The 26,926-nt window shown below is 61.4% G+C and carries 26 protein-coding genes; 9 read left to right on the forward strand and 17 right to left on the reverse strand.

The genetic code is table 11. The features are described 5' to 3' along the window. Nucleotides 1-37: 37 nt before the first annotated feature. The 6 genes from AC1RDS_RS18960 to AC1RDS_RS18985 all read right to left on the reverse strand — a co-directional run bounded on the left by AC1RDS_RS18960 (nt 38) and on the right by AC1RDS_RS18985 (nt 3,968). Nucleotides 38-502: a TauD/TfdA dioxygenase family protein gene (locus tag AC1RDS_RS18960; RefSeq protein WP_492227202.1), complete on the reverse strand. Its 465-nt coding sequence runs from the start codon at nt 500-502 to the stop codon at nt 38-40. 938 nt (nt 503-1,440) lie between these two features. Further along, on the reverse strand, nt 1,441-2,052 hold the full coding sequence (locus AC1RDS_RS18965; RefSeq protein WP_492227203.1) for an RES family NAD+ phosphorylase: 612 nt from the start codon (nt 2,050-2,052) through the stop codon (nt 1,441-1,443). Next, entirely contained in the window at nt 2,049-2,696 is a 648-nt protein-coding gene (locus tag AC1RDS_RS18970) for a hypothetical protein (RefSeq protein WP_492227204.1), read from the reverse strand. The genes AC1RDS_RS18965 and AC1RDS_RS18970 overlap by 4 nt, the downstream gene beginning before the upstream one ends. Nucleotides 2,697-2,869: 173 nt before the next feature. Continuing rightward, the gene (locus AC1RDS_RS18975) at nt 2,870-3,349 is read right to left on the reverse strand and encodes a LysR family transcriptional regulator (RefSeq protein WP_244146430.1); all 480 of its coding nucleotides are present in this window, start codon (nt 3,347-3,349) and stop codon (nt 2,870-2,872) included. After that, a complete protein-coding gene (locus AC1RDS_RS18980) occupies nt 3,346-3,474 on the reverse strand; it encodes a hypothetical protein (RefSeq protein ID WP_279614328.1) in 129 nt (42 codons plus the stop codon). The genes AC1RDS_RS18975 and AC1RDS_RS18980 overlap by 4 nt, the downstream gene beginning before the upstream one ends. A 26-nt stretch (nt 3,475-3,500) precedes the next feature. Further along, on the reverse strand, nt 3,501-3,968 hold the full coding sequence (locus AC1RDS_RS18985; protein ID WP_175506545.1) for an Lrp/AsnC ligand binding domain-containing protein: 468 nt from the start codon (nt 3,966-3,968) through the stop codon (nt 3,501-3,503). A gap of 128 nt (nt 3,969-4,096) precedes the next feature. Here AC1RDS_RS18985 and AC1RDS_RS18990 point away from each other — a divergent pair, with 128 nt between their 5' ends. The 8 genes from AC1RDS_RS18990 to AC1RDS_RS19025 all read left to right on the forward strand — a co-directional run bounded on the left by AC1RDS_RS18990 (nt 4,097) and on the right by AC1RDS_RS19025 (nt 12,172). Beyond that, complete coding sequence (locus AC1RDS_RS18990; RefSeq protein WP_175506544.1) at nt 4,097-5,392, forward strand: D-amino acid dehydrogenase; 1,296 nt, start codon at nt 4,097-4,099, stop codon at nt 5,390-5,392. Further along, complete coding sequence (gene alr / locus AC1RDS_RS18995; RefSeq protein ID WP_175506543.1) at nt 5,389-6,519, forward strand: alanine racemase; 1,131 nt, start codon at nt 5,389-5,391, stop codon at nt 6,517-6,519. Before AC1RDS_RS18990 ends, alr begins: the two co-directional genes overlap by 4 nt. 345 nt (nt 6,520-6,864) lie before the next feature. Next, nucleotides 6,865-7,764, forward strand: a complete 900-nt coding sequence (locus tag AC1RDS_RS19000; protein WP_492227205.1) for a LysR family transcriptional regulator — start codon at nt 6,865-6,867, stop codon at nt 7,762-7,764. 151 nt (nt 7,765-7,915) lie between these two features. Continuing rightward, nucleotides 7,916-8,836, forward strand: a complete 921-nt coding sequence (locus AC1RDS_RS19005; protein WP_492227206.1) for a Bug family tripartite tricarboxylate transporter substrate binding protein — start codon at nt 7,916-7,918, stop codon at nt 8,834-8,836. Between the two features lie 78 nt (nt 8,837-8,914). Next, nucleotides 8,915-10,051, forward strand: coding sequence for an NAD(P)/FAD-dependent oxidoreductase (locus tag AC1RDS_RS19010; RefSeq protein ID WP_175506601.1), 1,137 nt, complete (start codon nt 8,915-8,917; stop codon nt 10,049-10,051). After that, nucleotides 10,041-10,385: a (2Fe-2S)-binding protein gene (locus AC1RDS_RS19015; RefSeq protein WP_175506540.1), complete on the forward strand. Its 345-nt coding sequence runs from the start codon at nt 10,041-10,043 to the stop codon at nt 10,383-10,385. The genes AC1RDS_RS19010 and AC1RDS_RS19015 overlap by 11 nt, the downstream gene beginning before the upstream one ends. 2 nt (nt 10,386-10,387) lie before the next feature. Continuing rightward, nucleotides 10,388-11,776 (forward strand): FAD-dependent oxidoreductase, encoded by a 1,389-nt coding sequence (locus tag AC1RDS_RS19020; RefSeq protein ID WP_492227207.1) that lies wholly within the window; start codon nt 10,388-10,390, stop codon nt 11,774-11,776. Between the two features lie 42 nt (nt 11,777-11,818). Further along, nucleotides 11,819-12,172 (forward strand): RidA family protein, encoded by a 354-nt coding sequence (locus tag AC1RDS_RS19025; RefSeq protein WP_175506538.1) that lies wholly within the window; start codon nt 11,819-11,821, stop codon nt 12,170-12,172. Between the two features lie 678 nt (nt 12,173-12,850). On the opposite strand, the gene AC1RDS_RS19030 is transcribed toward AC1RDS_RS19025, so the two are convergent. Both AC1RDS_RS19030 and AC1RDS_RS19035 read right to left on the reverse strand, forming a co-directional pair. Then, entirely contained in the window at nt 12,851-13,132 is a 282-nt protein-coding gene (locus AC1RDS_RS19030) for an EexN family lipoprotein (RefSeq protein ID WP_184277890.1), read from the reverse strand. A 548-nt stretch (nt 13,133-13,680) separates the two neighbouring features. Then, the gene (locus tag AC1RDS_RS19035; protein WP_492227208.1) at nt 13,681-14,310 is read right to left on the reverse strand and encodes a hypothetical protein; all 630 of its coding nucleotides are present in this window, start codon (nt 14,308-14,310) and stop codon (nt 13,681-13,683) included. Between the two features lie 188 nt (nt 14,311-14,498). Between AC1RDS_RS19035 and AC1RDS_RS19040 the strand changes: the two genes are divergently transcribed. Beyond that, the gene (locus AC1RDS_RS19040; RefSeq protein ID WP_492227209.1) at nt 14,499-14,921 is read left to right on the forward strand and encodes an HU family DNA-binding protein; all 423 of its coding nucleotides are present in this window, start codon (nt 14,499-14,501) and stop codon (nt 14,919-14,921) included. A 377-nt stretch (nt 14,922-15,298) separates the two neighbouring features. Here AC1RDS_RS19040 and AC1RDS_RS19045 read toward each other — a convergent pair whose 3' ends face one another. From AC1RDS_RS19045 to AC1RDS_RS19085, 9 genes are all read right to left on the reverse strand, one after another. Next, nucleotides 15,299-16,924 carry a hypothetical protein gene (locus AC1RDS_RS19045; protein ID WP_492227210.1) on the reverse strand — a complete coding sequence of 542 codons (1,626 nt, stop codon included), beginning with the start codon at nt 16,922-16,924 and terminating at the stop codon, nt 15,299-15,301. 171 nt (nt 16,925-17,095) lie between these two features. Next, complete coding sequence (locus AC1RDS_RS19050; RefSeq protein WP_492227211.1) at nt 17,096-20,275, reverse strand: efflux RND transporter permease subunit; 3,180 nt, start codon at nt 20,273-20,275, stop codon at nt 17,096-17,098. A gap of 15 nt (nt 20,276-20,290) precedes the next feature. Then, complete coding sequence (locus tag AC1RDS_RS19055) at nt 20,291-21,904, reverse strand: efflux RND transporter periplasmic adaptor subunit (protein WP_492227212.1); 1,614 nt, start codon at nt 21,902-21,904, stop codon at nt 20,291-20,293. Continuing rightward, the gene (locus AC1RDS_RS19060) at nt 21,901-23,172 is read right to left on the reverse strand and encodes a TolC family protein (RefSeq protein ID WP_492227213.1); all 1,272 of its coding nucleotides are present in this window, start codon (nt 23,170-23,172) and stop codon (nt 21,901-21,903) included. The genes AC1RDS_RS19055 and AC1RDS_RS19060 overlap by 4 nt, the downstream gene beginning before the upstream one ends. Continuing rightward, nucleotides 23,162-23,419, reverse strand: a complete 258-nt coding sequence (locus AC1RDS_RS19065) for a DUF2789 domain-containing protein (RefSeq protein ID WP_086926362.1) — start codon at nt 23,417-23,419, stop codon at nt 23,162-23,164. Before AC1RDS_RS19065 ends, AC1RDS_RS19060 begins: the two co-directional genes overlap by 11 nt. 56 nt (nt 23,420-23,475) lie before the next feature. Continuing rightward, nucleotides 23,476-24,756 carry an MgtC/SapB family protein gene (locus tag AC1RDS_RS19070; protein WP_492227214.1) on the reverse strand — a complete coding sequence of 427 codons (1,281 nt, stop codon included), beginning with the start codon at nt 24,754-24,756 and terminating at the stop codon, nt 23,476-23,478. After that, nucleotides 24,753-24,908, reverse strand: a complete 156-nt coding sequence (locus AC1RDS_RS19075) for a hypothetical protein (RefSeq protein WP_204247597.1) — start codon at nt 24,906-24,908, stop codon at nt 24,753-24,755. Before AC1RDS_RS19075 ends, AC1RDS_RS19070 begins: the two co-directional genes overlap by 4 nt. Before the next feature lie 219 nt (nt 24,909-25,127). Continuing rightward, nucleotides 25,128-25,718, reverse strand: a complete 591-nt coding sequence (locus tag AC1RDS_RS19080) for a hypothetical protein (RefSeq protein ID WP_492227215.1) — start codon at nt 25,716-25,718, stop codon at nt 25,128-25,130. Between the two features lie 79 nt (nt 25,719-25,797). Beyond that, complete coding sequence (locus AC1RDS_RS19085) at nt 25,798-26,844, reverse strand: YVTN family beta-propeller repeat protein (RefSeq protein ID WP_086926359.1); 1,047 nt, start codon at nt 26,842-26,844, stop codon at nt 25,798-25,800. Between the last annotated feature and the right edge of the window lie 82 nt (nt 26,845-26,926).

Below are 26,926 nucleotides of genomic sequence, written 5' to 3' on the forward strand. Positions count from 1 at the left end.
GGGTAGGTAAAACACCTGGCTCAGTTTTAGGTCGGCATCACACCAAAAAGTGGCTCAGTTTTCGGTCGGCGTCAACATCGACCCACAGCGTGTCGCCGCGCTCGGGTGGGCATACCTTGGCGTAGAGCATCGAGCCCGCATTGGGGATCGCCTTGTCTTCGCCATCGGTGTGGAAGCGTTCGCCGACCCGCATCTGGCCCGCAGCGGTGCCGCCCTTTTCAACCGGCTTGGACGGATCTTCCTTGCTGGCATTCGAGATGACGAAGACTTCGGGATAGCCTTCCAAGTTGGCGCTCAGCGGCTGCATGACGTGCGTCGGACCCAAGCGGCGGGTGAAAGCGATATGCTGCTCCGGGGTCATATCCAACCCGCGGAAACGCAAAATGGAATGCTTGTGCCAGGCAGCAACGATTCCATTCAAATCAGCATCGCTCACCTGCATGGTCGGAGGAATGTCGCTGATGTCGGCACCGAAGCCGTTTTCAAATGGTGTGACTTTCATTATTTCGCTCTCCGTGAAGGGATGAAACGAATTCTGGAACGCGACTGCCCTTTAGTCGAACGTGTTTTTCTTGCACTTGGTGCAGCTTTTTCTTTCACGGGATACAGGGCGAACGTGCCTCGTTTGATCCGATGCATGGCAGACCCGTGAACGACAGGGTTCAAGAGCGCGGACAGCGAGGCCGTCCTGGCCGATGGGGCAGGCAAAAGGCGGGCCTGAACAAAGCCATACTGAGCCGGGGCTAGAACGAGTTACGGCGGCAACTGGAACACAAGATGACATGGGCAGGTGGCATCGTGCTGGCCGTGTCAGCGCATTACGCCAGCCCAGACATGCCCGCACTTTGGCCATGCCAGCCACGAAAACCGCCGCACTCAAGTGATCTTCCTGTGCCAAGCCTGTGGCCATGGCGACCACGTTTGTCTGCCTATGGAGAAGACGGCTCTGGCCGAGGTCGAAAGACATCCGCGCAACCAACCGCGGTGAAGCAGGAACTCGCCGAAGTGACTGTGCAGGAAGCTGTTTCTGCACAGCATGTTAGGACTCCGAGCGTTCAGGCAGGAAAGGAGCTCCGACCGTTGCTCCTGAATCCGCTACTCCGAGATGCACTGAGCATTCGGAAGCGCGTTTGCCCTGCTGGTAGATGGCGGTAGTAAAAGTGTTGGCATCAACGTGGCGTCCCAGCAGGGGCCAGCTCCTGCGTGTCGGCGGGAAGGGCAGACGTGCATTTCAAGCTGATGCTCATCTCTATAAGCGCCGCTTATAGTGCGCTCTCGATCCACTCGCCATTGCAACCCGCACTCTTCCCTGCGATTGCCGCCGCGGCGCCCATGCGGCAATTTCGATGCCGATCCAGGTCATGAAGATCAAGGCGCTGGCCGTGACCTCGCCCAGCGCCCGCGCTTCATGCCGCAGGTGCCCAAGTCCCACCGCGAGCCCTACTGCACGATGACAATGCCCAGCCTGTTGTTGGCCTGGGTCAGCCCCCTGACGCCTAACAAGGGTGTATAGGATGGAGCGCCCAATTTGTTTTGCGCCCTATCGAACAGTACTGCGGCCCGCTTGTCGTTGAGCTGCTTGGAGACAAAGAGAAAGCCATCCACATGGGCCGGGTGCGCATGGACGGCCGCAGCCCACTGCTGGGTTACGTCGTAGGGGTACTCTGCCGACAGGCTGTTGTTTCCGCCAATGCGTTTGAGGTGCTGTCCCGTAAGGTCGGCAAGTCTCAGCACGCCCTCATGGTTACCGGCAGCAAAAGTCACCAGATAGCGCGCTGCGATTTCTTCCTGCTGGATCCTAAACTGCCCCTTCTCGGGCAATTCATCGTGCAGCACCGACTCCGCGATGGCGGTGTCCAGTTGCAGGCCGCAGTAGCATGCCCCAAACCGCCTGTCCGGGTCGTCGAACCGGTTGGCTGCATGCTTTCCGAAATAAGGCTCCCCGGTATTGCGCCGGCCGATCCTTTTGAGCGAAGTCACGGCGATCTCTTTGATGCGCAACGGAAGGTCGGAGAAGTCGACAGATGGCGATGGAAGCGACACTGGGCTCATGCCTCTTCGGCAAACGCAGCGGCAATATCCTTGACCTTCGCAACCCGGCCGGCGGCAAGGGCCTGCAGCGGGGTTTCGCCTCCCAGCGATCCCTTGCGCGTGAGGAAGAACTGCAGCTTCGCGCCTCCCGGCAGGTCACCGAGCGCCTTGGTCACCGCCTCCAGGTGCCTGCGGTCATAGGCAGAATCCGCATAGAAGGTCGGGAAGTACCGCTCGGCTCTATGTGTCAGAGAGAAAATGCGGTGGTTCTTGGCGGCCTTGGATACGGCCTGCCGGGAGCTCCATCCCATCAACTCCTGGAATTCCACAGGCGTTACCAGCTGTCCCTTGCGGACCATGGTTTCAGTGCTGTCCAAAACCAAGGCAGCGCGCGTCTCATGCTCGCCAGACTGCTTTCCCGGCTCTTTGCTTCGCTCGGATGCTGCCGGGGTCTCGACTGCCGCTACCCGCAGGACCCGGACGGTGTTTTCCAGCTCCTGCAAAGCAATCTTCAGCTCCTTACGCAAGCTTGGCCCCAAGTGTTTGCTGCCGTCCACAGGCGAGGGGACGATGCGCAAAATGCCATCATTGAACTCGCGAAGACTGTCGACAAACGCCGGAATGTCGACCTTCTGCGTGGCACGCATACGGGCGGTAATGGACATGGCAACTCCTTTTCAGAGTTTCCAATCTAACGGAGTTAGACAACCATGTCAACCAAAACAACCATGTCGCCTGGATGATCGGATTTTTCTCCCTGGTTGCCAGCGTAGATCACGCTCATGCCTGCGAGGGCGGCACGCCATTCCCGAAAATGCTCTGCGAAGGTCTTGGGCGGTCAGCAGGCTGGACACTCCCATCGGCTCAAATCGCACCCATGGATCGAGAGCCAACGCTGGCCAGGAATAGCTACCGATAACACCGGCTGCTTATCACGCGCTATAACGCAACCCTTTTCGTTTAACTGCTGAGAACTCGCATCGATGTGCCCTTCGCGCAATTTACCCAGCAGCTCCGCGTTCGAGCCGAGGGTGAGCTCGGTCTCGAGGTCTGGCGTGCTGTGCCGTAGGGAGACGATGAGCTGCGGCACCAACTGGATGGTCAGCGAGTAGCGGGCCCCGATCTTGAACCAGCCCGTGCCGCTGCCCCCTGCCGCCCGGGTGGCGCGCAAGTCGCTGTCCATGCTGCGCAGCACCTCCCGGGCGACCTCCCCCAGCACATGGGCGGCCTCCGTGGACACGAGGTTGCGGCCCTGGTGGCGGAAAAGCGCGCAGCGCGCGCCTTCCTCGAGCAAGTGCAGCGCGTAGTGGACACTCACGGTCTGGTCTCAAGCTGCTCAGCCGTGCGGGCAAGGTTTCTGGACTCCATGAACGCCAGCAGCACGCGCAGCTTGCGGAAGCTCACTTCGTCGTCCGTCGATCTGAGCCAGTCTGGATGCGGCATGGTGCAAGGATAAGGCGGCGCGCTGCTCAGCGGTCCAACGGCAGGTGCAGCGACTCCTTCACCTCCTCCATCACCACCACGCTGCGCGACGCGGCCGTGACGGGCAAGCGCTTGAGGATGTTTCCCAGCAGGTGCCGGTACTCGCCCATGCCGCGCAGCCTAAACTTGACCAGGTAGTCATAGTCGCCGGAGACCAGATGGGCCTCCATGACCTCGGGCATCTGCGATAGCTCCCTCTTCACCTGGTCGAACACATCCCCGGACTTCGCGGACAGCTTGATCTCCACGAACACCAGCAGGGTCCTGCCCAGCGCCTCGGGCGACAGGCGCGCATGGTAGCCCTCGATGAGGCCCTCGCGCTCCATCCTCTTGACCCGCTCGGTGCAGGGCGATGCCGACAGTCCCACCTTCTCGGCCAGCTCCGTCATGGAAATGCGTCCCTGGCGCTGCAGGACATCAAGGATGGCAAGGTCGATCCGGTCGGTCTGGAACATTGTCTGTCGATCCCCACAAAGCAACTTTAAAACAGTGGATTAAATTGCCGATGATATCGATAACGGTGAAATCTGCTGCACATTCTTTTCTAGAATTTGCTGATCCACCGTCAACCATCGAACACTCCATGAAAGTCATTGTTACAGGCAGCGGCATCGTCGGAACCGCCACTGCGTACTATCTGGCCAAGGCCGGCGCCGAGGTCACCGTCATTGACCGCCAGCCCGGCCCGGCTCTGGAGACCAGCTTCGCCAATGCCGGCCAAGTCTCGCCCGGCTACTCGACGCCCTGGGCTGCGCCGGGCATTCCACTCAAGGCGCTCAAATGGATGGTGCAGAAGCATGCGCCGCTCGCGGTGCGCGCCGACGGCAGCCTGTGGCAGCTGATGTGGATCGCGCAGATGCTGCGCAACTGCACCCCGCAGCGCTACGCGGTGAACAAGGAACGCATGATGCGCATTGCCGAATACAGCCGCGACTGCCTGCGCGCGCTGCGCAGCGACACCGGCATCCAGTACGAGCAGCGCACCGGCGGCACGCTGCAGCTGTTTCGCAGCCAGGCGCAGATCGACACGGCGCAGCGCGACATCGCGGTCCTTGAGGAGTGCGGCGTCGCGTACGAGCTGCTGGACCGGCAATCCCTGCCGCGCGCCGAGCCCGCGCTGGCCCATGCGCAGGACCGGCTCACCGGCGGCCTGCGCCTTCCCGGGGACGAGACCGGCGACTGCCAGCTGTTCGCCACCGAGCTGGCGCGCATGGCGCGCGGCCTGGGGGTAAGGTTCCTGTTCGGCCAGGACATCGAACGCATCGAAGCGCATGCCGGCCGGGTCCAGGGCATCCGCGCCGGCGGCCGGCTGCTCCAGGCGGATTCCTATGTGATGGCACTGGGCAGCTTCTCGCGCGGCATGCTGCGGCCGCTGGACCTCGAGCTTCCGGTCTATCCGGTCAAGGGCTACTCGCTCACCATCCCGCTAGTGGACGCTTCGCGCGCACCCCAGTCGACCGTGCTGGACGAGACCTACAAGATCGCGATCACGCGCTTCGACAACCGCATCCGCGTGGGCGGAATGGCCGAACTGGCGGGCTTCGACATGCGGCTCGATCCCCGGCGGCGGGCGACGCTCGAGATGGTGGTCAGCGATCTGTTCCCGGGCGGCGACCTGCAGCGCGCTGCGTTCTGGACCGGCCTGCGCCCGATGACGCCCGACGGCACGCCGATTATCGGTGCCACCCGCTATGCCAACCTGTTCCTAAACACGGGCCACGGCACGCTCGGCTGGACGATGGCCTGCGGCAGCGGCCGCGTCGTCGCCGACCTGGTCACCGGGCGCCGGCCGGAAATCGATACTGCGGGCCTGGGCGTGGACCGTTACGCCGCTTCGGGACGCCGTGCGTCATCCGCACCCGCCCCTATGGCGGCATGAGCCGGCCCAGCTCGGCGCGCATCGACCTGGATGCGCTGCGCCACAACTACGCCACCGCGCGCAAGCTGCATGGCCGCAAGGTGCTCGCGGTCCTCAAGGCCGACGCCTACGGCCATGGGGCCGTGCGCTGCGCCCTGGCGCTTGCCGGCATGGCGGATGGATTCGCCGTCGCGTTCCTGTCAGAGGCAATGGAGCTGCGCGCCGCGGGCGTCACCGCACCGATCCTGCTGCTCGAAGGAGCATTCGACGGGGAAGAGCTGAAGGTCGCGGCACGGCACGCGCTGGCAGTGGTGGTGCACCACGAATCACAGCTGCGCATGCTGGAGAGCGCACGTGGCCTGGCAGGCACGCTGGATGTCTGGCTCAAGATGGATTCGGGCATGGGGCGCGCCGGCATGGCCCCTGAAGCGATGCGCGCTGGCTTTGCGCGCCTGCAGGCCTGCCCGGCAGTGGCCGAGGTCGTGCTCATGAGCCACTTCGCGCGCGCGGACGAACCGGGCATGTCCACCACTGCCAAGCAACTCGCTGCGTTTCAGGCAGCCTGCGGGGGGCTTGATGCGCGCGCCAGCCTGGCGAATTCTGCTGGCATCCTGGCCTGGCCAGAGGCCTGCCGCAGCTGGGGCCGGGCCGGCATCATGCTGTACGGCGCCGACCCGCTGCCGCCGACGTACCGGCAGGCGCCGCTGCAGCCGGTGATGACGCTGCAAAGCCAGGTCTTCGCCGAGCGACTGCTGCCGCCGGGCGCGCCGCTGGGCTATGGCGGCGGCTTCGTTGCCGAGCGACCCACACGCGTCGGCCTGGTCGCGCTCGGCTATGCCGACGGCTATCCGCGCAGCGCGCCCGCGGACACCCCGGTGGCCATCGAAGGGCACGCCGCACGACTGATCGGGCGCGTGTCGATGGACATGCTCACAGTGGACCTCACGGATCTTCCCGCGTGCGGCATCGGCAGCAAGGTCGAGCTGTGGGGCAGGACCATCGATGTGAACCAGGTGGCGGCCGGCGCCGGAACCATTGCCTACGAGCTGCTGTGCAATGTGAAGCGCGTACCGCGCGTCTACGAAGGCGCCGATGCTGTGCCTGAGGCATCCAATCCCGGCCCATGCTTCGAGGAACTCCACCTGTGAACAGCATCCTGCTCGCGGCGGGATATTGCCGCCGCGCAGGGAAATTCACCGTTTCTCCAGGACGGCTTCGCCGTCCGCGCTCCTGACCCTGCTGTGAACGACAGGGTTTGCTGCGCATTAGATCAAAACGATGCGCGAAACGGGTGCCGACATGCTCACGAAATACAAGGAAACCTCCAGAGGTGGCCTGGCCTTGAATATCGTCGAGTGTTGAGGCGGCGCATCCCGATTGCAGTGCTCAGTCCGGCGCCCATCCGCGTGGGGCCTCGGTGCCTGCCTTTGGCAAAATCCAGTGCTTGCGCCAACACGGCGCAGGCGTGCCGGAAAACAGCCCTTGATTTCACCATGACAAAACGCGACGTCACTTACCGAATGCTCGAGGCCTTCCGCGCAGCGATGCTCCACAACGGCATTGGCGCCGGTGCCGAGGCACTGGGCATATCGCAGCCGGCAATGAGCCGGCTGATTGCTGACCTGCAGAAATCGGTCGGTTTTCTGCTTTTTACCAAGCGGGGACGCTCCATCCAGCCAACGGAGGAAGCCCATGCACTCATGGCCAAGGTGCAGCAAGCATTTCTGGGATTGGAGCAGATCGTCGATTTCTCCGACCAACTGCGCAAACAGAAGCTCGACCATCTCTCCATCTCCGCGGTGCCTTCGATCGGCCACTCGATCATGCCTGGCGTGGTGCGGCAACTCCGGCAGCAATTCCCGGATGTTCTGGTGACGCTGCGCGTCACGTCGTACGTGGATGTCGCGCGGCACGTCAAGAACCGGCAGGCCGACATTGGCTTGACGGCCGACGCCTTGTCCCTGGGCGAGCTGGCGACCATTGCCGAATTTTCTTCGGAATGCGTCTGCATCGGCACTTCGCAATGGCTCGATGCAAAGGCGCAATATGTCGATGTATCGGAGCTGGCGGGCAAGCCCTTCGTCGGCCCCTCGGGGACGTTCCAGACCCGGCTCAATGCCTGGCTCAATGCCAACGGCGTGCAGGTGGATGCGATGGTCGAAGCCTCGCTGTTCCAATCAATCAGCGATCTGTGCCTCGAAGGGCTGGGCATTGCCGTGGTCGATCCCATGACCGGCGCGAAACACCGAAGGCATGGAGGTATCGTTTTGCCGCTGCGCCCCCCCATTGCCTACACGGTCTATGCGACGGCCATGGGGGATGCCCGGCTGTCCGCGCCGGCGCGGGAGCTCATTCGACTGCTGGCTGCAGCAAGCCGCGAATCCATCACATAAGCGGATGGATAGATGTTCTAGCGTCCATGGATAACAAAGCGATATGTCCATACGATGAAACCTCGAACGTTTATTCAACGGAGGTTTCATGCGGTCTCAATTCGCTTTTCGGTCAGAGATAGTGGGCGTCATTGGTGCGGGATTACTGTGCATGGCGACTGCGGCAAAGGCCGAATGGCCGGAAAAGCCGATTCGATTGGTCGTCAATGCGGGTGCCGGCGGCGCAGCGGACGGGACGGCGCGCATCCTGGCCGAGGCGTTGGGCAAGAGACTGGGTCAGCCGATCGTCATCGAGAACAAACCGGGAGCGTCGGGTGTCATCGGCCTCGATGCCGTGGCCAAGGCGGCGCCGGATGGCTACACCATCGGCAATGCCAATCTGGCGACCTACACCGTGACAGCCTTGACCGCCAGATCCCTGCCCTACAAACCCGCCCGGGACTTCACGCCGATCGCCCGGCAATGGACGCAGCCAAACCTGCTGGGCGTGAACAAGGATTTTTCCGCCAGGAGCGTGGAAGAACTGGCCGCTCATGCCAAATCGCATCCCGGCGAGGTTTTCTATGGCTCCACCGGCAGCGGCACGGCCTTGCATGTCCTGGGCGCCCTGTTTGGCAATCTCTCGGGCGCGCAGCTGACCCATGTTCCATACAAGACCGCGCCCGCGGCGGAATTGGATCTGGCGTCGGGCCAGATCCAGATGATGTTCAGCAACTTCACCTCCATGGAGCCGCAGGTGCGTGCCGGGCGCATCAGGGCGCTGGCCATCACGGGACCGGTGCGCTCGGCGCTGCTGCCCAACGTGCCCACCATTCGCGAGGCGGGCTATCCCGATCTCGAGATGGAAACCTGGGGCGGCATCGTCGGGCCGGCCAACATGCCGCAAGCCATCGTCGACAAGCTCCATCGCGAAATCAATGCCGTGCTGGCGGACCCCGAAGTCATCAGGAGGCATGAAGCCCTCGGTGCCAAGGTCGCGCCTGGTTCGATTGCCGAATACAAGCGCATGCTGGAAAACGACAGCGCGCGTTGGGGCGAAGTCGTCAAGCGCAACAAGATCACGCTGGATTGACGGCCGCATCTTCCCGGGCACCGTGCAGCCAGGCAGTGCGTGCAGCCGCTGTCGCCCGAACCCATCCAAAGCATCCTTATGTCTTCAAATGAAATCATTGTCGTGGGGGGCGGCCTGGTCGGCGCCGCCATCGCCTACGGCGCCGCCCGGTGCGGCCGCTCGGTGACGCTGCTGGACCAGGCAGACGTGGCCCATCGGGCGTCGCGCGGCAACTTCGGCCTCGTCTGGCTGCAAAGCAAGGGCGCGGGCTTTGCGCGCTATGCACGCTGGAGCCGGGATGCGGTCGATCACTTTGGGCCGCTAGCCAGGGAGTTGTACGAACGCACCGGCATTGATGTCGACCTGCAGCAAAACGGTGGCTTCTGGCTGGGATTCAGCGAAAAGGAGATGGCCGAGCGGCAGGCGCTGCTGGCGGACATCAACGCTGCCGACGGCCGCACACCGTTCGAGATGCTCGACCACAACGAACTCAAGGCGCGCCTTCCGGCCATCGGTCCGTCCGTCGTGGGCGGCAGCTGGTGCGCGCTGGATGGCCATGTGAACCCGCTCAAGCTGCTGCATGCGCTGCACGCCGGGTTGAAGCTCCACGGCGGGCGCATCTGCAACGGCGTCGATGTGCGCGAGGTGCGCTCGCTCGGCTTCGACAAAGGCTTTGTCGCCACTGGCGCGGACGGCGAGAAATGGGCCGCGGACAAAGTCGTTCTGGCTGCCGGCTTGAACAACGACACGCTGGCCCCGCAGCTGGGCATGCATGCTCCCGTGATCGCCAATCGCGGGCAGGTGCTCATCACCGAGCGGCTGCAGAAATTCCTTCCCTATCCCACCAACAAGGCGCGCCAGACCGCCGAAGGCACGGTCCAACTCGGCTTTTCTGTGGAAAACGTGGGGCGGGACGATGGCACCACGGTATCGGCCGTCGAGTGGATTGCCAAGCGCGCAGTGGCGACGTTCCCGATTCTCGGCTCGGCCAAGCTGGTGCGGGCCTGGGGGGCGCTGCGGGTGATGACACCGGACGGCTCCCCGATCTACCAGGAATCCGAGAAAACACCCGGAGCCTTCGTGGCAACCAGCCACAGCGGCGTTTCCCTGGCCGGCTCGCATGCCTTTGAAATCGGTTCCTGGGTCGCCGGCGTCACTGCCGCGCCCGACGGCATCGAACAGTTTGCCGGCGAAAGATTCTTGGATCCCAACAGGAAATTCAGCAATGCACACTAAATCCGCAGCCCCCTGCACTTCTCTTTTTGTCCAGTCAGCCGATGCAGACGCGCAGAAGGTGCAGATCCACTTTGAAGGCCAGCCATTGAATGTGCCTGCCGGCATCAGCGTGGCCTCGGCGCTGCTGATGTCGGGCGTGCGCAGCTTTCGTTCGACCCCGGTGTCGGGTGCGTCGCGCGCGCCCTACTGCATGATGGGCGTGTGCTTCGAGTGCCTGGTCGCCATCGATGGCCGTCCTGGTCGCCAGTCGTGCCTTGTCGCCGTCAAGGACGGAATGGTTATCCAGCGCCAGGAAGGTGCCTCGGAACTCGTCATTCAGCGCGCAGAGGATTGACCATGGAAAACATCGTGCAAACGTTTGACTTGGTGGTCATCGGCGCCGGCCCCGCCGGCCTTAGTGCGGCGATCGAAGCCCGCCGCCTGGGCCTGACCGTCGCGGTACTGGATGAACAGCAGCGCGTCGGCGGGCAGATCTACCGCGCGATCCAGGACTCGACGCAGCGCCGGCGCCAGGTCCTCGGTCCGGACTATGCGGCAGGCGCGCTGCTTGCCGAGACCTTTGCTGCCTGCGGTGCGCAGCATGTGGCGGGGGCCGCGGTCTGGAATGTCGACCGGGACAAAACCGTTTCCTATCTCCAGGACGGGCGCAGCAAAACTGTACGCGGCCGCAGCCTGGTGCTCGCCAGTGGCGCGATGGAGCGGCCTTTTCCGGTTCCTGGCTGGACGCTGCCGGGGGTGATGGGCGCGGGCGCGGCGCAGATCCTCTACAAGACCTCCGGAGCCGTTCCAGGCGAACCGGTGGTTCTCGCAGGCTGCGGTCCGCTGCTGCTGCTGCTGGCGCAGCAATATCTGGAGGCGGGAGTGCGCATCAAGGCGCTGATCCACACCACGGCAACGGCGGACTACCTGCGCGCTGCTCCCCATCTTCCAGGCGCATTGCGTGGCTGGAAGGACCTTGCCAAGGGTGCAGCAATGCTCAGGAAAATCCGTGCGCATGGGGTCGAAACCTACGCCGGTGCGAGCGCCTTTTCCATCGAAGGTCAGGATCGGGCCCAAGCCATCTCGTTCACCCATGGCGGGCGGCAAAAGCGCATAGAGACCTCGCTGGTTCTGTTGCACCAGGGGGTGGTGCCCAACACACAGCTGAGCTGGTCGCTCAGAGCCGAACATCGTTGGGACGAGCAGCAATTGTGCTGGGTGCCCGTGACCGACACGGCGGGCCAGATCGAGGACACCAGCATCTACATCGCCGGCGACAGCCGCGGCATCGTCGGCGCCAAAGCCTCTGCCGCTCAAGGGCGGCTCGCAGCGTTGGACATTGCTCGCCGACTGGACAAGGTCGCGCCTGGCGCGCTTGACGCGACACGGGAAGACATGGCCAGGGAGCTGAACAAGAGCACGCAGATACGCCCTTTCCTGGACAGTCTTTACCGGCCGCTCGATGCGCACCGCATTCCTGTGGACGACCAGGTCACGGTCTGCCGCTGCGAAGAAGTCACGGCTGGGCAGATCAAACGCTACGTCGAGGTGGGCTGCATCGGCCCCAATCAGACAAAGGCCTTTGGCCGCTGCGGCATGGGGCCATGCCAGGGCCGGCTCTGCGGCCTCACGGTCACGGAAATCATTGCCAGCGAACGCCGGCTGAGCCCAGCCGAGGTCGGCTATTACCGCATCCGTCCGCCTTTGAAGCCCATCACGCTGAGCGAGCTCGCGGGCAGCGAGTGAAGGCAGTATCCCTCTTTCAATAAACCAACCATGGAGTTTCTTATGGAAATCAAACGCATCGCCACCGATACACGCCGCTCGCGTGCGGTCGTCTACAACGGTATGGTCTTTGTCGGCGGGCAGACCGCCGATGACCGGAGCCAGGACATCCGCGGACAGACCCTCCAGACCTTGGCAAAGATAGAAAAGTTTCTGGCCGACGCAGGCACGGACAAGAGCCGCCTGCTGACGGCTCAGATCTGGATCAAGGATCTGGAGCGGGACTTTGCGGGCATGAACGAAATCTGGGATGCCTGGACCGCGCCGGGCGCTGCGCCCACGCGTGCCACGGCCCAGTGCGATCTGGGCGCGAAGGACATTCTGGTGGAGATCATCGTGACCGCTGCGGTCAATTGACGGTACGCATATGGGTGAACTCGCCGCGAGCGAACTACTCACCCCGAGGTAACGGGGCCTACGGCCCCGGCATTTCAAGGAATGGATGGCAAACGTGCGTCGTATCTGGAGGCAAAGATGCGTTTGAGCAGCTTGCAGGCCATCGACTGTCTGCTGGTATTGGCGTCTGACGCGGCAGAACCTTAGTCTGCAGAGGAATGCTCACGAAGCTCGCTTCTATGCGTTTCCTTAGGATTAGAAGTCCACGTCATAGCCCCGCCCTCGGGCTGCCTTCACTGCCATTCCACTGCCTTATGCAATGCCATCGGCGCGTCCTTCGGCAGCGACACGGCTTGGCCACTTCTGACTAGCTCTCCTTCGCCTGACGAACTTCGAGCGGCAGCTTCTCCCGGAGACCTCTGATGATTCGTCTGGCCCGCTGTTTTGGGCTTCCTGGCGCTCCGCCTTGGCCTTGTCATGCATGGCGCTGGTCTTGAGGCCAATGCCTGCTTAGACCGCCCCTATCGAACGCTTTGCCTCGGTCATTGCCCAACCTGCCGTCTGCGGTCATGCCGCGTACCTCGCCCAGCTGGATTGGGCGCCGGCCACGGTTTCAGCGGCCCGGCCCGACCCGGCCCCGCCCCAGGGCAAGTTTCGCATCGTCGCACTGGTCGTTGGGTAGTTCCAAGTTGGCTCTTCTTATTTCTTGTAGATGTCGTCAGCCGTCAATGGCTTGACCTGGATGCTGCCCCTCGCGCTCCAAATGGAAGACGACTCGGCTCGGCTGGCGTTCACGCAATTTGGCGTGGCGGCCAGCTCGCCGGGATTCGACCTGCATTTCGCCAGGACTTCGGTGCGTTCGGCCTCGTGGGCCTTGTACCAATCGACGGTTTGAACGACTTCGGCCGGCTTGTTCTCTTTGCACCCGGATACCATCGACAACGTGCCTGCTACAACCAGCAAAACGGTAAGTTTTTTCACTTATAAATCTCCTATTGTGGGCAGTGGCGTGCTGTCTATCGTCATCAGGTGATAGTGGCAAAGTCGCACTAGGATTCACAAGTCCACCCCATAGTCCTGGCCTCGGGCTGCCCTCACCGCCAGCCCTGCGGCCTTGCGCAATGCCATCGGCGCGTCTTTCGGCAACGAAACGGCTCGCCCACTCCTGACCAGCTCCTCCTTGGTCTGACAAAATGATTGGGCTTTCCAGCACTCGGATAGTTGTTTATAAGATAATGCTACATTATCTTAAGCATAAAAATAGGTGATGAAAATCGCACACGCCATCAGTTCGGACCAGGCGGGTGAGGTAACTAGTTTAACAATCGCGAGGAAATGCGTTTGACATCTTTTGAGATATCTTGGCTAACCTACTGATCTGTTTCGGTATTCTTTCGTCAGCGGATTGCATCCAGGCAATTCGTTGGACAGACTAAGAATGCATTCCACTACCCATAAGGTGTCGTTGCTCACCACGACATAAATGGTCCACTAAGGCAGGTGGATTCAAAAGTGAATTGCATGCCGCACTATGCCAGCCGATAAGTCCCTTTGCCCCGCTCGCGCACAGCCTCGGCGGCAACCAACCTCCTCATCGCCAAGCCGACGGAACCCAGAGGGATTCCCGCCCCTTGGGCAATGCTCCCCTGGGTCAACGTCACCCAACTGCGGCGGTCCAATACCTTTTTCAGGTGCGCCAGGACCTTTTCGTCGTTTGAACTCAAGCGTTGAGGCTGGCTTGCCGTTTCCTTCGTCCGCTTTCGCAGCGGTTTGGTCTTGAGCGACTGCCGGCGCGGCGCGGGCTTGACGACCACGTCTTCCGCCTCGTCAAGGCTTTCCGCGCCTTGACGAACACGAGAGTGCCTTCCACGGTCTAGCAACGCAACAATGACTGGCGTCTCGGGCTGCATCGCTTCCGCCGCCGCCCCGTACATTGTTTTGAGTTGCTCTTCGATGCTTTGCAACTCATGTGCCATGCGAGCCACGGCGCGCAGTTGGGCATAGGCGCGGTCGGCGTCGGCACTAAAAGGTTCGCTGGCAACGATACCGACCACACGGCCAGCGTTGGACTGGACTTCCTGCGCGAATGCCTGTCGGGCTGTGTGCAAGCCCTCCCCAGCCTTTTGCAGGGCCAACAGGGTCGAGGGAGAAATGGACATGTGAGCTCCTGAAAAGGTATCTTGGCTTGGCATGCTGCTCGATGCTGTTGCCGTGAAAGATTGAGTTTATTGGAGAGCCCACAAGTACGCTGCACGGGAACTGTCAGAACACTGCTCCTAGAATCCGGATCGCCTGCCTGAATTCATCCGGCAGCGAATTTCGACCCACAAACCCAACAAGATCCACCATGGCAACTGCAAAGAAGACATCCACCCCCGCCAAGAAGACTACGAAAGTGGCTCCCGCCGCCAAGAAGGTCGCGCCTGTTGCCACCAAACCAGCTGCGGTCGCCATCAAGCCCATCAAGACGGTTTTCAACAAGACCACGCTGATCGCCCATCTGGTTGAGCAATCTGGTGTGGAGCCCAAGGCAGCCAAGGCAGTTTTCGCGGCATTGGAAACCGCCATCCTCGGTTCGGTGCACAAAAAGGGATCGGGTGAGTTCACCCTGCCAGGTCTGATGAAGATCGGCTTGCAGCAGGTGCCTGCCAAGAAGAAGCGTTTTGGCAAGGACCCCTTCACGGGTGAAGAGCGCTGGTTCCCCGCCAAACCGGCGTCGGTGAAGATCAAGACGCGCGCGCTGAAGAAGCTCAAGGACGCAACGCTCTGATTCAGCAATCAGGCGGGCAGGCTCACGAACCGCGCCCGCCTGACTGCGCCGCCACCGGCTATGCCCCGGGGGATAGTTACTAAACTTGGAAGGTGGACGTCCTGCTTAATCTGAGATTAGGCCCAAGCTTATTTCTTGTCAGAAGGCTGTGCAAGGCGCAAACCATTCGGTTCGAGCCTCGCATAAGCAGTCGCAATGGCTGCAGGCGTCATCTCTCTGTTTTCGGGTGCATTTGACCAACAGTTGGCGCTCGCCCGTGCGACGTGACCATCTGCATGGTGCCAGGCCAGAAGCCACGCATCATCGTCTGACCATTCTTGCAGCAACCCAAATGATTCACTTCGTTGGGCGGCCCACCCTCCTCCCGGCTCCTATGATCAGGCGCCGTTGGGCTCCAGGTCTATGGAGAACAGCAGCTCCTGCATCCGTCGGCGCTCCTCAGGAGTAGGCCATGCGGCATCTCCTGGCGCAGCCTCCAATTTGAACCGCCCCTCTCGGTCGAAGCGGACAAACCCATAGGTCTCGTTGACCACAGCACCCGGCACCCCATCGGCCCGAAGCCGTACATACCAGTCCGCCAGGCGCAGAGTTTGATCCGCCAACATCGGTGCCAAGGCCTGCCCCCTGGCAAGCGCCACATACAGCGCATGCGGCAAGGCGTGCACTTCGCCCGCCTCGTCGAGCAGGAACACATAGGACGCGTGTTCACCATCCGAGTCGCACATTCCGCGGCCGGAGCCATCCACGGTGGTGTAGACGGGGGCAAAGCCACTGCCCGGCTGGCGGAAGTTCGTGGTTTGTCCCTGATACACGCGTGCAGCAACCCACTGAACGTCGCCGGCATAGGCGTAGGCGCGCAAATCGAATTTCATGGACTGCAGTCCCTCCGTATTCGCAATGACGCGTTCGCCCGGAGGCACGAGGGCCTGTGCTACATAGGCTCCCGTCAGGATCTCCTGCCAGACCCGGCGCGTGAGTTTGTCACCTCGGTACGCGGCGCGGCTACCGAAGCCCGCCGCGGGTTTGAAGAACAGGCTACGACGAGCCGCCCACAGCCGGTCACCATGTGCCTCATCGACCACTTCGGTGCGCGGCACGTTCGCCAGCAGCACCTGCCTGTCGTCGTCAGCAACGCCCAGCTCCCGCAGCGCACCATCGTCACTGAACAAGGCCAGTCGCCGCTTGTCGGCGTATAGCGCGTGCGCCGTCGGATGGGGCGTGAGAACCGCTGCCTGTTCCAGCCAAGCCTGTCGCAGCACGGCGTTGGCAGGCAGATCCAGATAAAAATCTGTGACACGGTTGTAAACCACGTCGATGGCGAGTTCGCCGTGCCAGAGCCTGCCGTGACGGCACGCCAGCTCGGAGGGATCGACAATGATGGCCTGCAGTCCATGGCGCTCAAACAGCTGCCGGAACAGCAGGAACTCTGGATACAGGTATTGCTGCTGCGGCGCTTCGTCCACGATAGCGATCGAGACCAACGGCCGTGAGTGACCGGCCAGCCGCCACTCACGGCGGAACATGTCCACCAGCCGCTGCTCGAACGTTGTGACGGCGCCGCGGCTTGGCACCATTGCCTGCACAGCCTGACAGCAGCTGCGCTGAGCACGGGCCAGCACCGCATTCAGCATCGCACCACCAGCGTTCGTGTTGATTTCGATCAAACCGAGACGGTCTTGGTCCAGATGGAAGTCATAGCCGAAGAACACGCCCTGGGCGCCACCCGCACCGTCACGCGCAATGGCGGGGGCACCCGCCAAGACCTGCTCCCGGTAGGCTGGGAGTCCCACCACTGCCTCGATGGCTTGCACAACGCGGGCCATGCGTTCGAGAGGAGGCCGCGCCACGAAGACCGGCTGCGCAGCAAAAAGGTAGGGGCATCGGTCGCGCACTAGCTGCGACAAGCTCGGAGAGCCCAACTCAGCATCGAGCGCAGCCGCCAGCGCCGCAGGATCCAGGCTCAGACAGAAGCAGTCGCGGTTGAGCCGCTCAAAGGAAGTCAACTCGCAGTTTGGTGTGTTGTGCATTGAGAAAGGGGTCAGAGCAGTTGGTGAAACAAGTAAAGCGCCTCCTTTTAGAGCCTGTCCCACGCCCCGCGTCGGCGCCAGGGGGCAGCATGATTTTCTCTGCCCTGAGCACGTATTTCTGGTGCACATCAAGGAAGCGCTCATGGCTCATGCATCAAGCCCCACAGTGGGTCGGATGGGTTGTGAATCCGTTCCCGAAGCACGCTGCCTTCGAAGTTCAAACTGTTTGACCAGTGCGTAAAGCGCCGGAATCACAGCCAGCGTGAGCACGGTCGAAGAAATCATGCCACCGACCATCGGCGCGGCAATGCGACTCATCACTTCCGAGCCGGTGCCGGTCCCCCACATGATGGGCAGCAGGCCCGCCATGATGGCAACGACCGTCATCATTTTGGGACGAACACGCTCTACGGCGCCCTCCATGACGGCCTCGTAAAGTTCACCTACTCCTGGCTCTTTCCCTTCAGAGCGGCGTTTTGCCTTGATCTCTTCCCAGGCGTGGTCCAAGTAGATCAGCATGACGACCCCGGTTTCAGCGGCCACACCAGCCAGGGCAATGAAGCCCACAGCAACTGCGACGGAGAGGTTGTAACCAAGCCACCACATCAGCCAGACGCCGCCAACCAACGCGAACGGCACCGACAGCATGACGATCAAAGTCTCCGTCAGTCGCCTGAAGTTCAGGTAAAGCAGCAGGAAAATGAGCAACAGCGTTACTGGCACAACGAGTTTCATTTTCTCGATGGCACGCTCCATAGACTCAAACTGACCGCTCCATGTGGCGTAGTAGCCGGGCGGGAACTTGACCTGGTCGTTCACTGCTTTGCGCGCCTCGGCGACGTAGCCACCGATGTCACGCTCACGGATGTCCACAAAAATGTAGGCAGATAGCAACGCATTTTCGGTACGGATGCCAGGGGCGCCCTTGGCCACCTCCACGCGGGCAACCTGGCCCAGCGGAATCATGGCTCCATCCATGGTCGGCACCAGCACTTCGCGGGCGATCTGCTGCGGGTCAGACCGCAATTCGCGTGGGTAGCGAACCGTAACGCCAAAACGCTCTCGCCCTTCCACCGTGGTGGTCACCATGTCACCGCCGAGCGCCGTACCAATGACCTCCTGCAGATCACCCACCGCCAGACCGTAGCGTGCCAGTTGGGCGCGGTCGGGCTCGATGTTCAGGTAGAAGCCGCCTGTGATCCGCTCCGCGAATGCCGAGGTGGTGCCGGGCACGGATTTCACTACGGTCTCGATCTCCCGCGCCAGGCGTTCCATTTCGATCAAGTCCTTGCCGAAGACTTTGATACCAATGGGTGTGCGGATACCGGTGGACAGCATGTCGATGCGCGCCTTGATGGGCATGGTCCAGGCATTGGAGACGCCAGGAAACTGCAGCGCCTTGTCCATCTCGGCGATCAATTTGTCGATGGTCATGCCAGATCGCCACGCTGACTCCGGCTTGAGGTTGATGACCGTCTCGAACATCTCGGTCGGTGCTGGGTCGGTGGCCGTGTTGGCCCGTCCTGCCTTACCGTAGACCGATTCAACCTCTGGAAAACTCTTGATGATCTTGTTTTGCGTCTGAAGCAACTCGGCGGCCTTGGTGATCGACATGCCCGGCAGCGAAGCAGGCATGTAGAGCAAAGTGCCTTCATTGAGCGTCGGCATGAACTCGGACCCCAGCTTGCTGGCCGGATAGAACGACACCCCAAGCACGACCAGGGCAATGGCAATGGTCACCTTCTTCCAGCGCATCACGCCAGCGATGATGGGTCGGTAGACCCAGATCAGGAACCGGTTCACCGGGTTACGGGACTCCGGCATGATGCGTCCGCGAATGAAAATCATCATGAGCACCGGCACCAGCGTCACCGACAACAGCGCCGCTCCTGCCATAGAAAACGTCTTGGTGAACGCCAGCGGTGAGAACATGCGCCCCTCCTGTGATTCGAGCGTGAACACGGGCAGAAACGACACGGTGATGATCAGTAGCGAGAAGAACAGTGCCGGGCCAACCTCCTTGCACGCGGCGATCATGGCCTCGACCCGCTGCTTGCTGTTGTGCTCGGGTGGGAGCCGCTCCAGGTGTTTATGGGCGTTCTCGATCATGACGATGGCCGCATCCACCATGGCACCGATCGCAATGGCGATACCACCCAGACTCATCAGGTTGGAATTCATGCCCAGCAAGCGCATCGCGATGAATGAGATCAGCACCCCTACGGGCAACATCAAGATAGCCACGAGGGCTGAACGGATGTGCATGAGAAAGACCATGCAGACCAAGGCAACGATCAGGCTCTCCTCAATCAGCGTTCGCTTGAGCGTATCGATGGCCCGATGAATCAGGTCAGATCGGTCGTAAACAGCCTGGATGCTGACGCCCTGCGGCAGCCCTGCCGAAACTTCGGTAATTTTCTCCTTCAGGTTATGGATGACTTCCAGGGCGTTTTGGCCATAGCGGGCCATGGCGATGCCCGAGACCACCTCCCCGTCCCCGTTGAGTTCGGTCAGGCCGCGCCGTTCATCGGCAGCGAGTTCAACGCGAGCGATGTCTCGAATCAATACTGGTGTGCCTTTTTCGGCCTTGACGACCAGGTTCTCAATGTCCGCCGCGCCGCGCAGATAGCCCTTTCCGCGCACCATGTACTCTGTCTCGGCCATCTCCACCACACGGCCGCCGACGTCACGATTGGAGTCGCGCACGACCTGTGACACCTTGGCCAAAGGAATGCCGTAGGCCCGCAGCTTCACCGGGTCGACGGTGATCTGGTAGGTCTGGACAAAGCCACCGACGGATGCCACCTCAGCGACGCCATGCGCCTTGGTCAGCTGGTAGCGCAGGTACCAATCCTGCAAAGTTCTCAACTCGGCCAGCGTCCGGTCCTTGGCGATCAAAGCGTACTGGTAGACCCAACCCACACCGGTGGCATCAGGGCCAATTTGCGGCGTGACCCCCTTGGGCATTCGACTGGATGCGAAATTGAGGTATTCCAGCACGCGCGAACGCGCCCAATAGATGTCTGTGTCATCCTCAAAGATGATGTAGACGAAGGACGCTCCAAAGAAGGAAAAGCCGCGCACCACCTTGGACTTGGGTACTGACAGCATGGCGGTGGTCAAGGGATAGGTGACCTGATCCTCGACCACCTGGGGCGCTTGTCCAGGGTATTCGGTGTAGACGATGACCTGAACGTCGGACAAGTCCGGCAGCGCGTCCAGAGGCGTTCGCAACACAGCGAACACCCCTGCGACAATGACAAACAGCGTGGCAAGCAGCACCAGGAAGCTGTTTCTTCCTGACCAGTCAATGATCTTCGCGAGCATGTAGTTCCCTGAAGATCAGTTATGGCCGGCGTGCGAAGGGGCCGCCGCTTTGCCCACGGGTTTCACGGAAGTGACCACCCATTCACCCTGTCCACGCTCAACGAACTCGAAGGCGACCGACGCGCCCGGCTGCAAACCTGCCAGCAGACTGTTGTTGGCAAGCTTGAACTCCATGGACATCGCAGGCCATTGAAGGGAGGGTATGGGGCCATGGGCAAGGGTCACCGTGCCGGCCTTCGCATCAGACTCCTCCACCCTGCCCTCACCTTGGTGCCCGACGGAGGCAGCGGGCTTGCTCGCATCAGGGGTGCCTTGTGCTTCCGACTTAGCTCCATGTGAGGAGTGCCCAAAGCCGCCCACGGCCGCCTGGAGGTTGCTTTCTGCATCGATCAGGAAATTGGCAGCGATGACCACCTGCTCACCCTCGCGAACGCCCTCGGTGACTTCAATGCGGTCGTCGCTGCGCGCGCCCACTTTGACATCGCGGGGTTCGAATCGACCTTCCTTGAGCTGCACCAGGACGATCTGGCGCGTGCCGCTGTCGATCACGGCCGAAGTCGGCACCGTCAAAACCAACCCCTTGCTGGCGGTCGGGAGTTCCACCTGGGCAAACATCCCCGGCTTGAGCAAGCCCCCCGGGTTCGACAAGTCAACGCGCACCTGTACCGTTCGGGTTTCAGGGCTCAGGGTCGGGTAAACATAGCTGACTGTCCCCTGGAACACCTTGTCGGGGTAGGCATTGATCTGCACCTGGGCCTTGCCGCCCGACTTGACCAGCCCGATGTCTTGCTCGAAGACATCCGCGATGACCCAGACCGAGGACAGGTTGGCGACCTGGTAGAGCATTTCGCCCGGCATGAAGCGCATACCCTGCACTGCCTTTTTTTCGGTGATGATGCCTGCCACCGGTGAACGGAATGTCAGCGTGCGGCGTGCGTCGCCGGATTTGGCCAAGACCTTGACCTGCTCGTCCGAAATGTCCCAGTTGCGAAGCCGCGACAGGCTGGAGTCGGCCAGCTCACGCATGCCACGCTGCGACTCAACAGAGGCATCCTTCAAGGCGTCGATACCCTGTGCCGCGATGGCGTATTCGCGCTGAGCAGACACCAGTTCGGGGCTATAGACCTCAAAGAGTGGCTGCCCCTTGCTCACCGCCTGTCCGGTAACGTTGGCATGCAGACGCTCGACATAGCCCTCGAACTTGGCAGCAATGGTGAAGGTCTGGCGCTCGTCTGGTTCGATGCGTCCGGCGGCACGCACCACCTTGTCCAGAGCGCGCAGACTCACCGCTTCGGTGCGAACGCCGAGTTTCTGAACCTTTTCGGTGCTGATCCGAATTTGATTGGAATTGGTCTCTGCTTCTTCCTGCTCTCCCTCGTAGACCGCGATGTAGTCCATCCCCATCGGGTCTTTTTTCGGTGTGGGAGATGTGTCGGGCAGCCCCATCGGATTACGATAGAAAAGTACCTTGCGCTCCTTCGTGGCAGGAACGGCAGAAGCGCCCTGCGCCGAAGTCTGATCACCACTGCGGGCTTCAGATGCGCGCTGCCCCATCCAATAGCCGCCGCCCGCAGCCAAGCCAGCTGCAACGATGGCAATGAGTGCGCCTGCCTTGAGACCTGTTGTCATTGTTCTTCTCCCACGATGGTTTCAATGTCTGCAAGCCGCTTCTGTGCGTCCACTGCGGCTTTGATCTGATTCAGTTTGGTCTGACGAATCTGGCGCTGCGCATCGAGCAAGGTCGCAAAATCCACCTTGCCCGTCTGGTATCCGGCCAGCGCCGAACGAAAGGTCAACTCCGATTGCGGCAAGAGACTTTCCGTGGTTAACGCCAGAGAACGCCGGGCAGACTCAAAACCTGCCACGTTGGCGTAAAGGTCTGCCAGGACTTGGTTCATGACGACTTCCTGGCGTGAGCGCGCAGCGGCCAACATGGCCTCGGACTCCCGCTCCTGGGCGCGCCGCGAATCTTGCTGCAGGGGAATATTCATCTCGACCATCACCTCCCACTCTTTGATCGACCCTCGGTACTGAATCGGCGAGATACCGACGTTGAAGTCGGGATAGCGGTTCTTGTAGGTCAACTCGCGGTTCTTCTCGGCAGCCCTGATCTGGGACTCTTCCGTGCGCAGCAGCGGATTGTTCATCCGGGCGCGCACCTCCAAGGTCGCGAAGCTGACTTGCTCCAGCGACGGCAAGGCACGAATCTGCTCGGGTGCAGCCAAAGCCTCCGAGCTCGGACGCCCCACGAGCGCATTCAACCTGGACTGGAGTTGGCGGCGCTCAGCGTCCAGTGCAATCAGTTCGTTGCGCATGATGGACTGCTCCACTTGCGCACGGATCACGTCCTGTTGCGCAGCAAGCCCGCCTGCATAGCGGACCTGAGCGACTTTTTCCAGCCGCGCCATCAGGTCGAGAATTTCCCGCGACAAGCGTTCGTTCTGGTCCAGGTAATAGAGCTCGGCGTAAGTCGTCTTGATCTTGCCAGCCAGTTCAACCCAGGCGCCCGCTGCACGGCTTCGCGCAGCTTCGGCTTGTGACTCGGCCACCTCACGCTTCAGACCGCGTTTGCCCATCCAGGGCAAATCCTGCATCAGCACGTAGCTGGTACTTCCCACGCGCCCTGGCAATAGCGTGGGTTTTTGTTCCCCCATGCGCGTGATGTCACGCAATTCGGTGCGGAGTTTGGGGTCCGGCAAGGCGCCTGCTGGCGCGACGCGTTCCGCCGCCGCATCCGCATCAAAACGCATGCTGGCAATTTCGGGGTTTCGCTCCCTGGCCGCTTGCAGCAATCCCTCGACACTCGATCCCAGCTTGACCTCCTGGGCCCGAACCATCGGGCTCAAGGCGAGAGCGACCAGCACCACACCCAACGACAGGCGAAACCTATTCGGCATCAGGACCTCCCTTGGCGGCACGCAAGGCAACATTCAACTGGTCAACCACTTCGGCCCAGTCCGCATCCTCCAGAAGCTCTTCGCGCAACAGAGTCGCCTGAGCAGGCGTCCAGAATGGCGCATCGGCCAGCAGCACATCGGGCGGCAGTGGAGCGTGCTCCTCCAAGAACTCCCTAATGCCTGCCGCGTCCATGCGCAGGCCGAGTTGGGCAAATAGTTCAGAGAAGCGATGAAATGACTTTTCCATAGCGGTGGTCCCTATTGTTTAAATACAAAAATTCTGAAGACGTGGCCGGTGGACGCTCACGAAAACGTCAAGCTCAACACCAATACGACCACTCCCGACGCCATCGCGCCCAGGTAGCCGAAAACAACCGATTTACCGACCTGCGCTCCACCCGTCGTCCAGGCGATGCCGACCTTGGCCACCATGTTTGCCAGCGTCGCGAGACCGAGCGCCGTGACGGTGGCGACCGTGGACAATCCCCCGGCACCGTGCAGCCGAGCGAGCGAGATCAAGATCGCATCCACGTCCGCCAGGCCAGAAACCGCCGACAGCACGTAGAGGCCACTGGTGTCCAGCCATTGCTTTGCCGCGGGCACCAGGACGCTCATGACAGCGAGCAGCACACCAAAGCCAAGCGCGGTACCCAGGTCGAATGGCGCCATCGCGCCGACAGCGCCCTCCCCCACGACCGTGCGGTCCAACTTGCGCCACCGCCATAGCGCCATACACAGCAGCACCACGCCAGTGACCACCAGAGCGCTGCCGAAGGTGGACAACAGCGTCGGCCGGATGACGCCCAGCAGAACGACCATGCGAAAGAACATGACACCACAAGCGGCCAGAGTGCCGGCTACCGCGGCGCCGGCCAGCGAAGGCTGCTCGCGTGCATAGCGAGCCAAAGCCAATGTGGCGGCCGTGGAAGAGGCCAGCCCTCCCAGGATCCCGGTCCACAGCACCCCCCTTTGCGCGCCCGTGATCCGCATGGCGAAGTGCCCCGTCAGCGACAGGCCCGCAATCAAAATGACTGCCCACCACAGCTGGTATGGATTGAGCGCGGCGTAGGGCCCCAGGCCGGTATTGGGCAGGTAGGGGAGGATGACCATGGACAAAACCAGCAGCTGAAGCGATGCCGTCAGCTCGCGGTGATCGATCAAGCGCAGCCAACCGTGCAAGGTCGGCTTGAGGTCGAGCAACACAGCGCCAATCACCGCAGCCGACAAAGCCAGGGTGATGTTGCCGTGCGCCGCAAAGGCACCCAGGACCAAAGTCAGTAGCATCGCCACAGGGGTTGTGGCACTCAGGTTGCCCGACAGTTCGGCATTTCGGACGTAGGACACTGTCAGCAGCAGAGCGAGTCCGAGCAGCGCACCCAGCAAAGGCCAGGCGCCGAAATCTGGCTGCAGATGTCCAAGCACACCACCGAGCAGTCCGGTCAGTGCAAAGGTACGCAGGCCTGCAACACGCCCACCCTCCGGCAATTCGCGGTCGTGCCAGCCGCGTTCCAGGCCAATCACCAGACCAACAGCAAGCGCGGCGACCAGCCCCCGGACGTCAGATGGCAGTTCATAGCTGGTCATCGGACCTCTCCGTTGTCGTACTCTGCAGCCGGCTGCAGCAGCTTGCGCGTGCCACGCACCACGACCGCATCACAGGTATAACGCGAGTCGACATTGAACAGCGCCACCTCTTCGGTCCAATCCACGTTCAGCATAAATTCCTCACGCAGCATTGAACTCTCGGTCACTGAATTTCAGGTTGTTTTACTTCGGAACGGCATCCGCCTACCTTGTGTGAATGCACGTTATGCATTTTCCGAGCCCAAGGCTGACTAAAAGATGTTTCAAGAATTACATTTCTGTCAGACTGTTCATGGGACGAGGCATATTTGCCGCCGATGAACGTTGGCGCGTTTGAAGGCCCCTTGGGCCTGCTCCACGGTGTTACAGAATTACCAGTCAAGACCGCAAAACCGGTGCCCGCAGGTCCCTTGTCTCGCCACTTTCCCCTTTGGGTCCAACGCGGTCTCTTCAAGGGCGAACTCCACGTCGATTTGGGATAGACGCTCAAAAAGCGCCATGTTTTGGTGGTTCTCTGCACGCTCGAACAAGAGGACCTCAATCGGGCGCCACATTGCCACCCAGCCAATAATCAACAAGCCTTCGCTAGTTGCAACAAGCACTTTGCTGTTGCCAGGATTAACCAATATGGCTCGTGCCAGCAGCGTCGCCGTCAGAACGGCGAGTCCCGTGAACAGAAAGCGCATGCCCTGTCGCATCCTTCGGCGATACCGGCGCCTGCACTGCGCATGCTGCGCCTGAAAGTGCGCATGGATCGCTCGCGCAATCTCCACCTCGTACTCTCTGATCGGCGCCGGGACGTGAACCACAAGCCGAAGCGGTTCATCTGGACCATACTCACCTGCACAATCGACGATATAGTTTTCAACGGCACGGCTCAGTGTTTTCTCATGGAACGGTGAAGGGTCCAGAGAATCGTAAAGCTGCATGATTCGTTGAATTCGGATGTCGATGACCGTCATTTGGACATATGCCAAGGTTGGCTCTGGCTTGTTCTACATTTTGTGTACCCTGCGGACGGGTGTAGGCGACGGACCTCACTCAAGGCGTTACGCTGATACCGTTGGGGACCTTGCCGACAGGAACGGTCTTCGTTACCTTGCGGTCTTTCACGTCAAGCACGGAAACCGAATTGGCGTACATGTTGGTAACGTAGGCGTACCGGCCTTCGCGGTCAACAGTCACGCCATGGGCACCGGCGCCAGTCACGACTGTCTTTGCGACCTTGAAACGCTCAAGGTCAATCAGGCTGACGGTGCTGCCCGGTTTCTTGCGCGTACCCTGGTTGGCCACCACCAGCGTGCGCGAGTCAGGCGTGGCGTACAGCTGGATCGGCACCGTTCCTACTGCAACCTTGCGAATCACCTTGCGCGTTCCTGGGTCGATCACGGCAATGGCGTTTTCGCCCGACAACGAGGCAAAGGCCAAACGACCGTCTGGCGTGAAGCCAGTCTGGGCCGGCCCCTTGCCAACCGGCACCTGCGCAACCTCCTTCTGACTGGCGGTGTCGATGACAGATACCGTGCCACCCTTGAGATTGGCGACGTAGACCTCCTTGCCATCCGGGCTGAACCGAAGACCATGGGGAAACTGGCCGACCGGAATCGTCGCCACGTGGCTCCGCGCCGCTGTGTCGATCACGGTGACCGTGTTGTCGCCGCCATTGGTGACATAGGCAAGGCGGCCGTCTGGTGACACCACCACATGGGCCGGGTGCATACCCACCGGCACCTTGGCGACGACCGCGTTGGTCGCGGTGTCGATGGCCCAGATCGCGCCCGGTTTTCCCATCGCATCGTGGTCGCCTTGGGCCATGCCCTTGTGCGCAGAAACGTCGGCTGCATGGTCAGGCTCGCCGTTGTTGGTCACCCATACGAGCTTGCCGTCGGGCGACACTTGCACGTTGTGGGGCATCTTGCCGACGTGCACGTTCGTCAGCGTTTTCAACGATGCCGCATCGAGGACGCTGACCGTGTCAGCGCCTTCATTGGCCACATACACTTGGTCGGCGGCCAAAGTGGTTCCGGACCAAGTCAGCAGGCCGATCTGGACCGCTGTCAAAAGCCAGTTGATTTTTCTTCTCATCATGATCAATCCTTGTTGAGAAACGGCCCTTAGATCAGGGCTATGTCCACTTTGTGGGTCCTGTATTACCGTCACCGTTTTTGTC

The sequence above is a fragment of the Acidovorax sp. GW823-FHT02H02 genome (assembly GCF_058797075.1).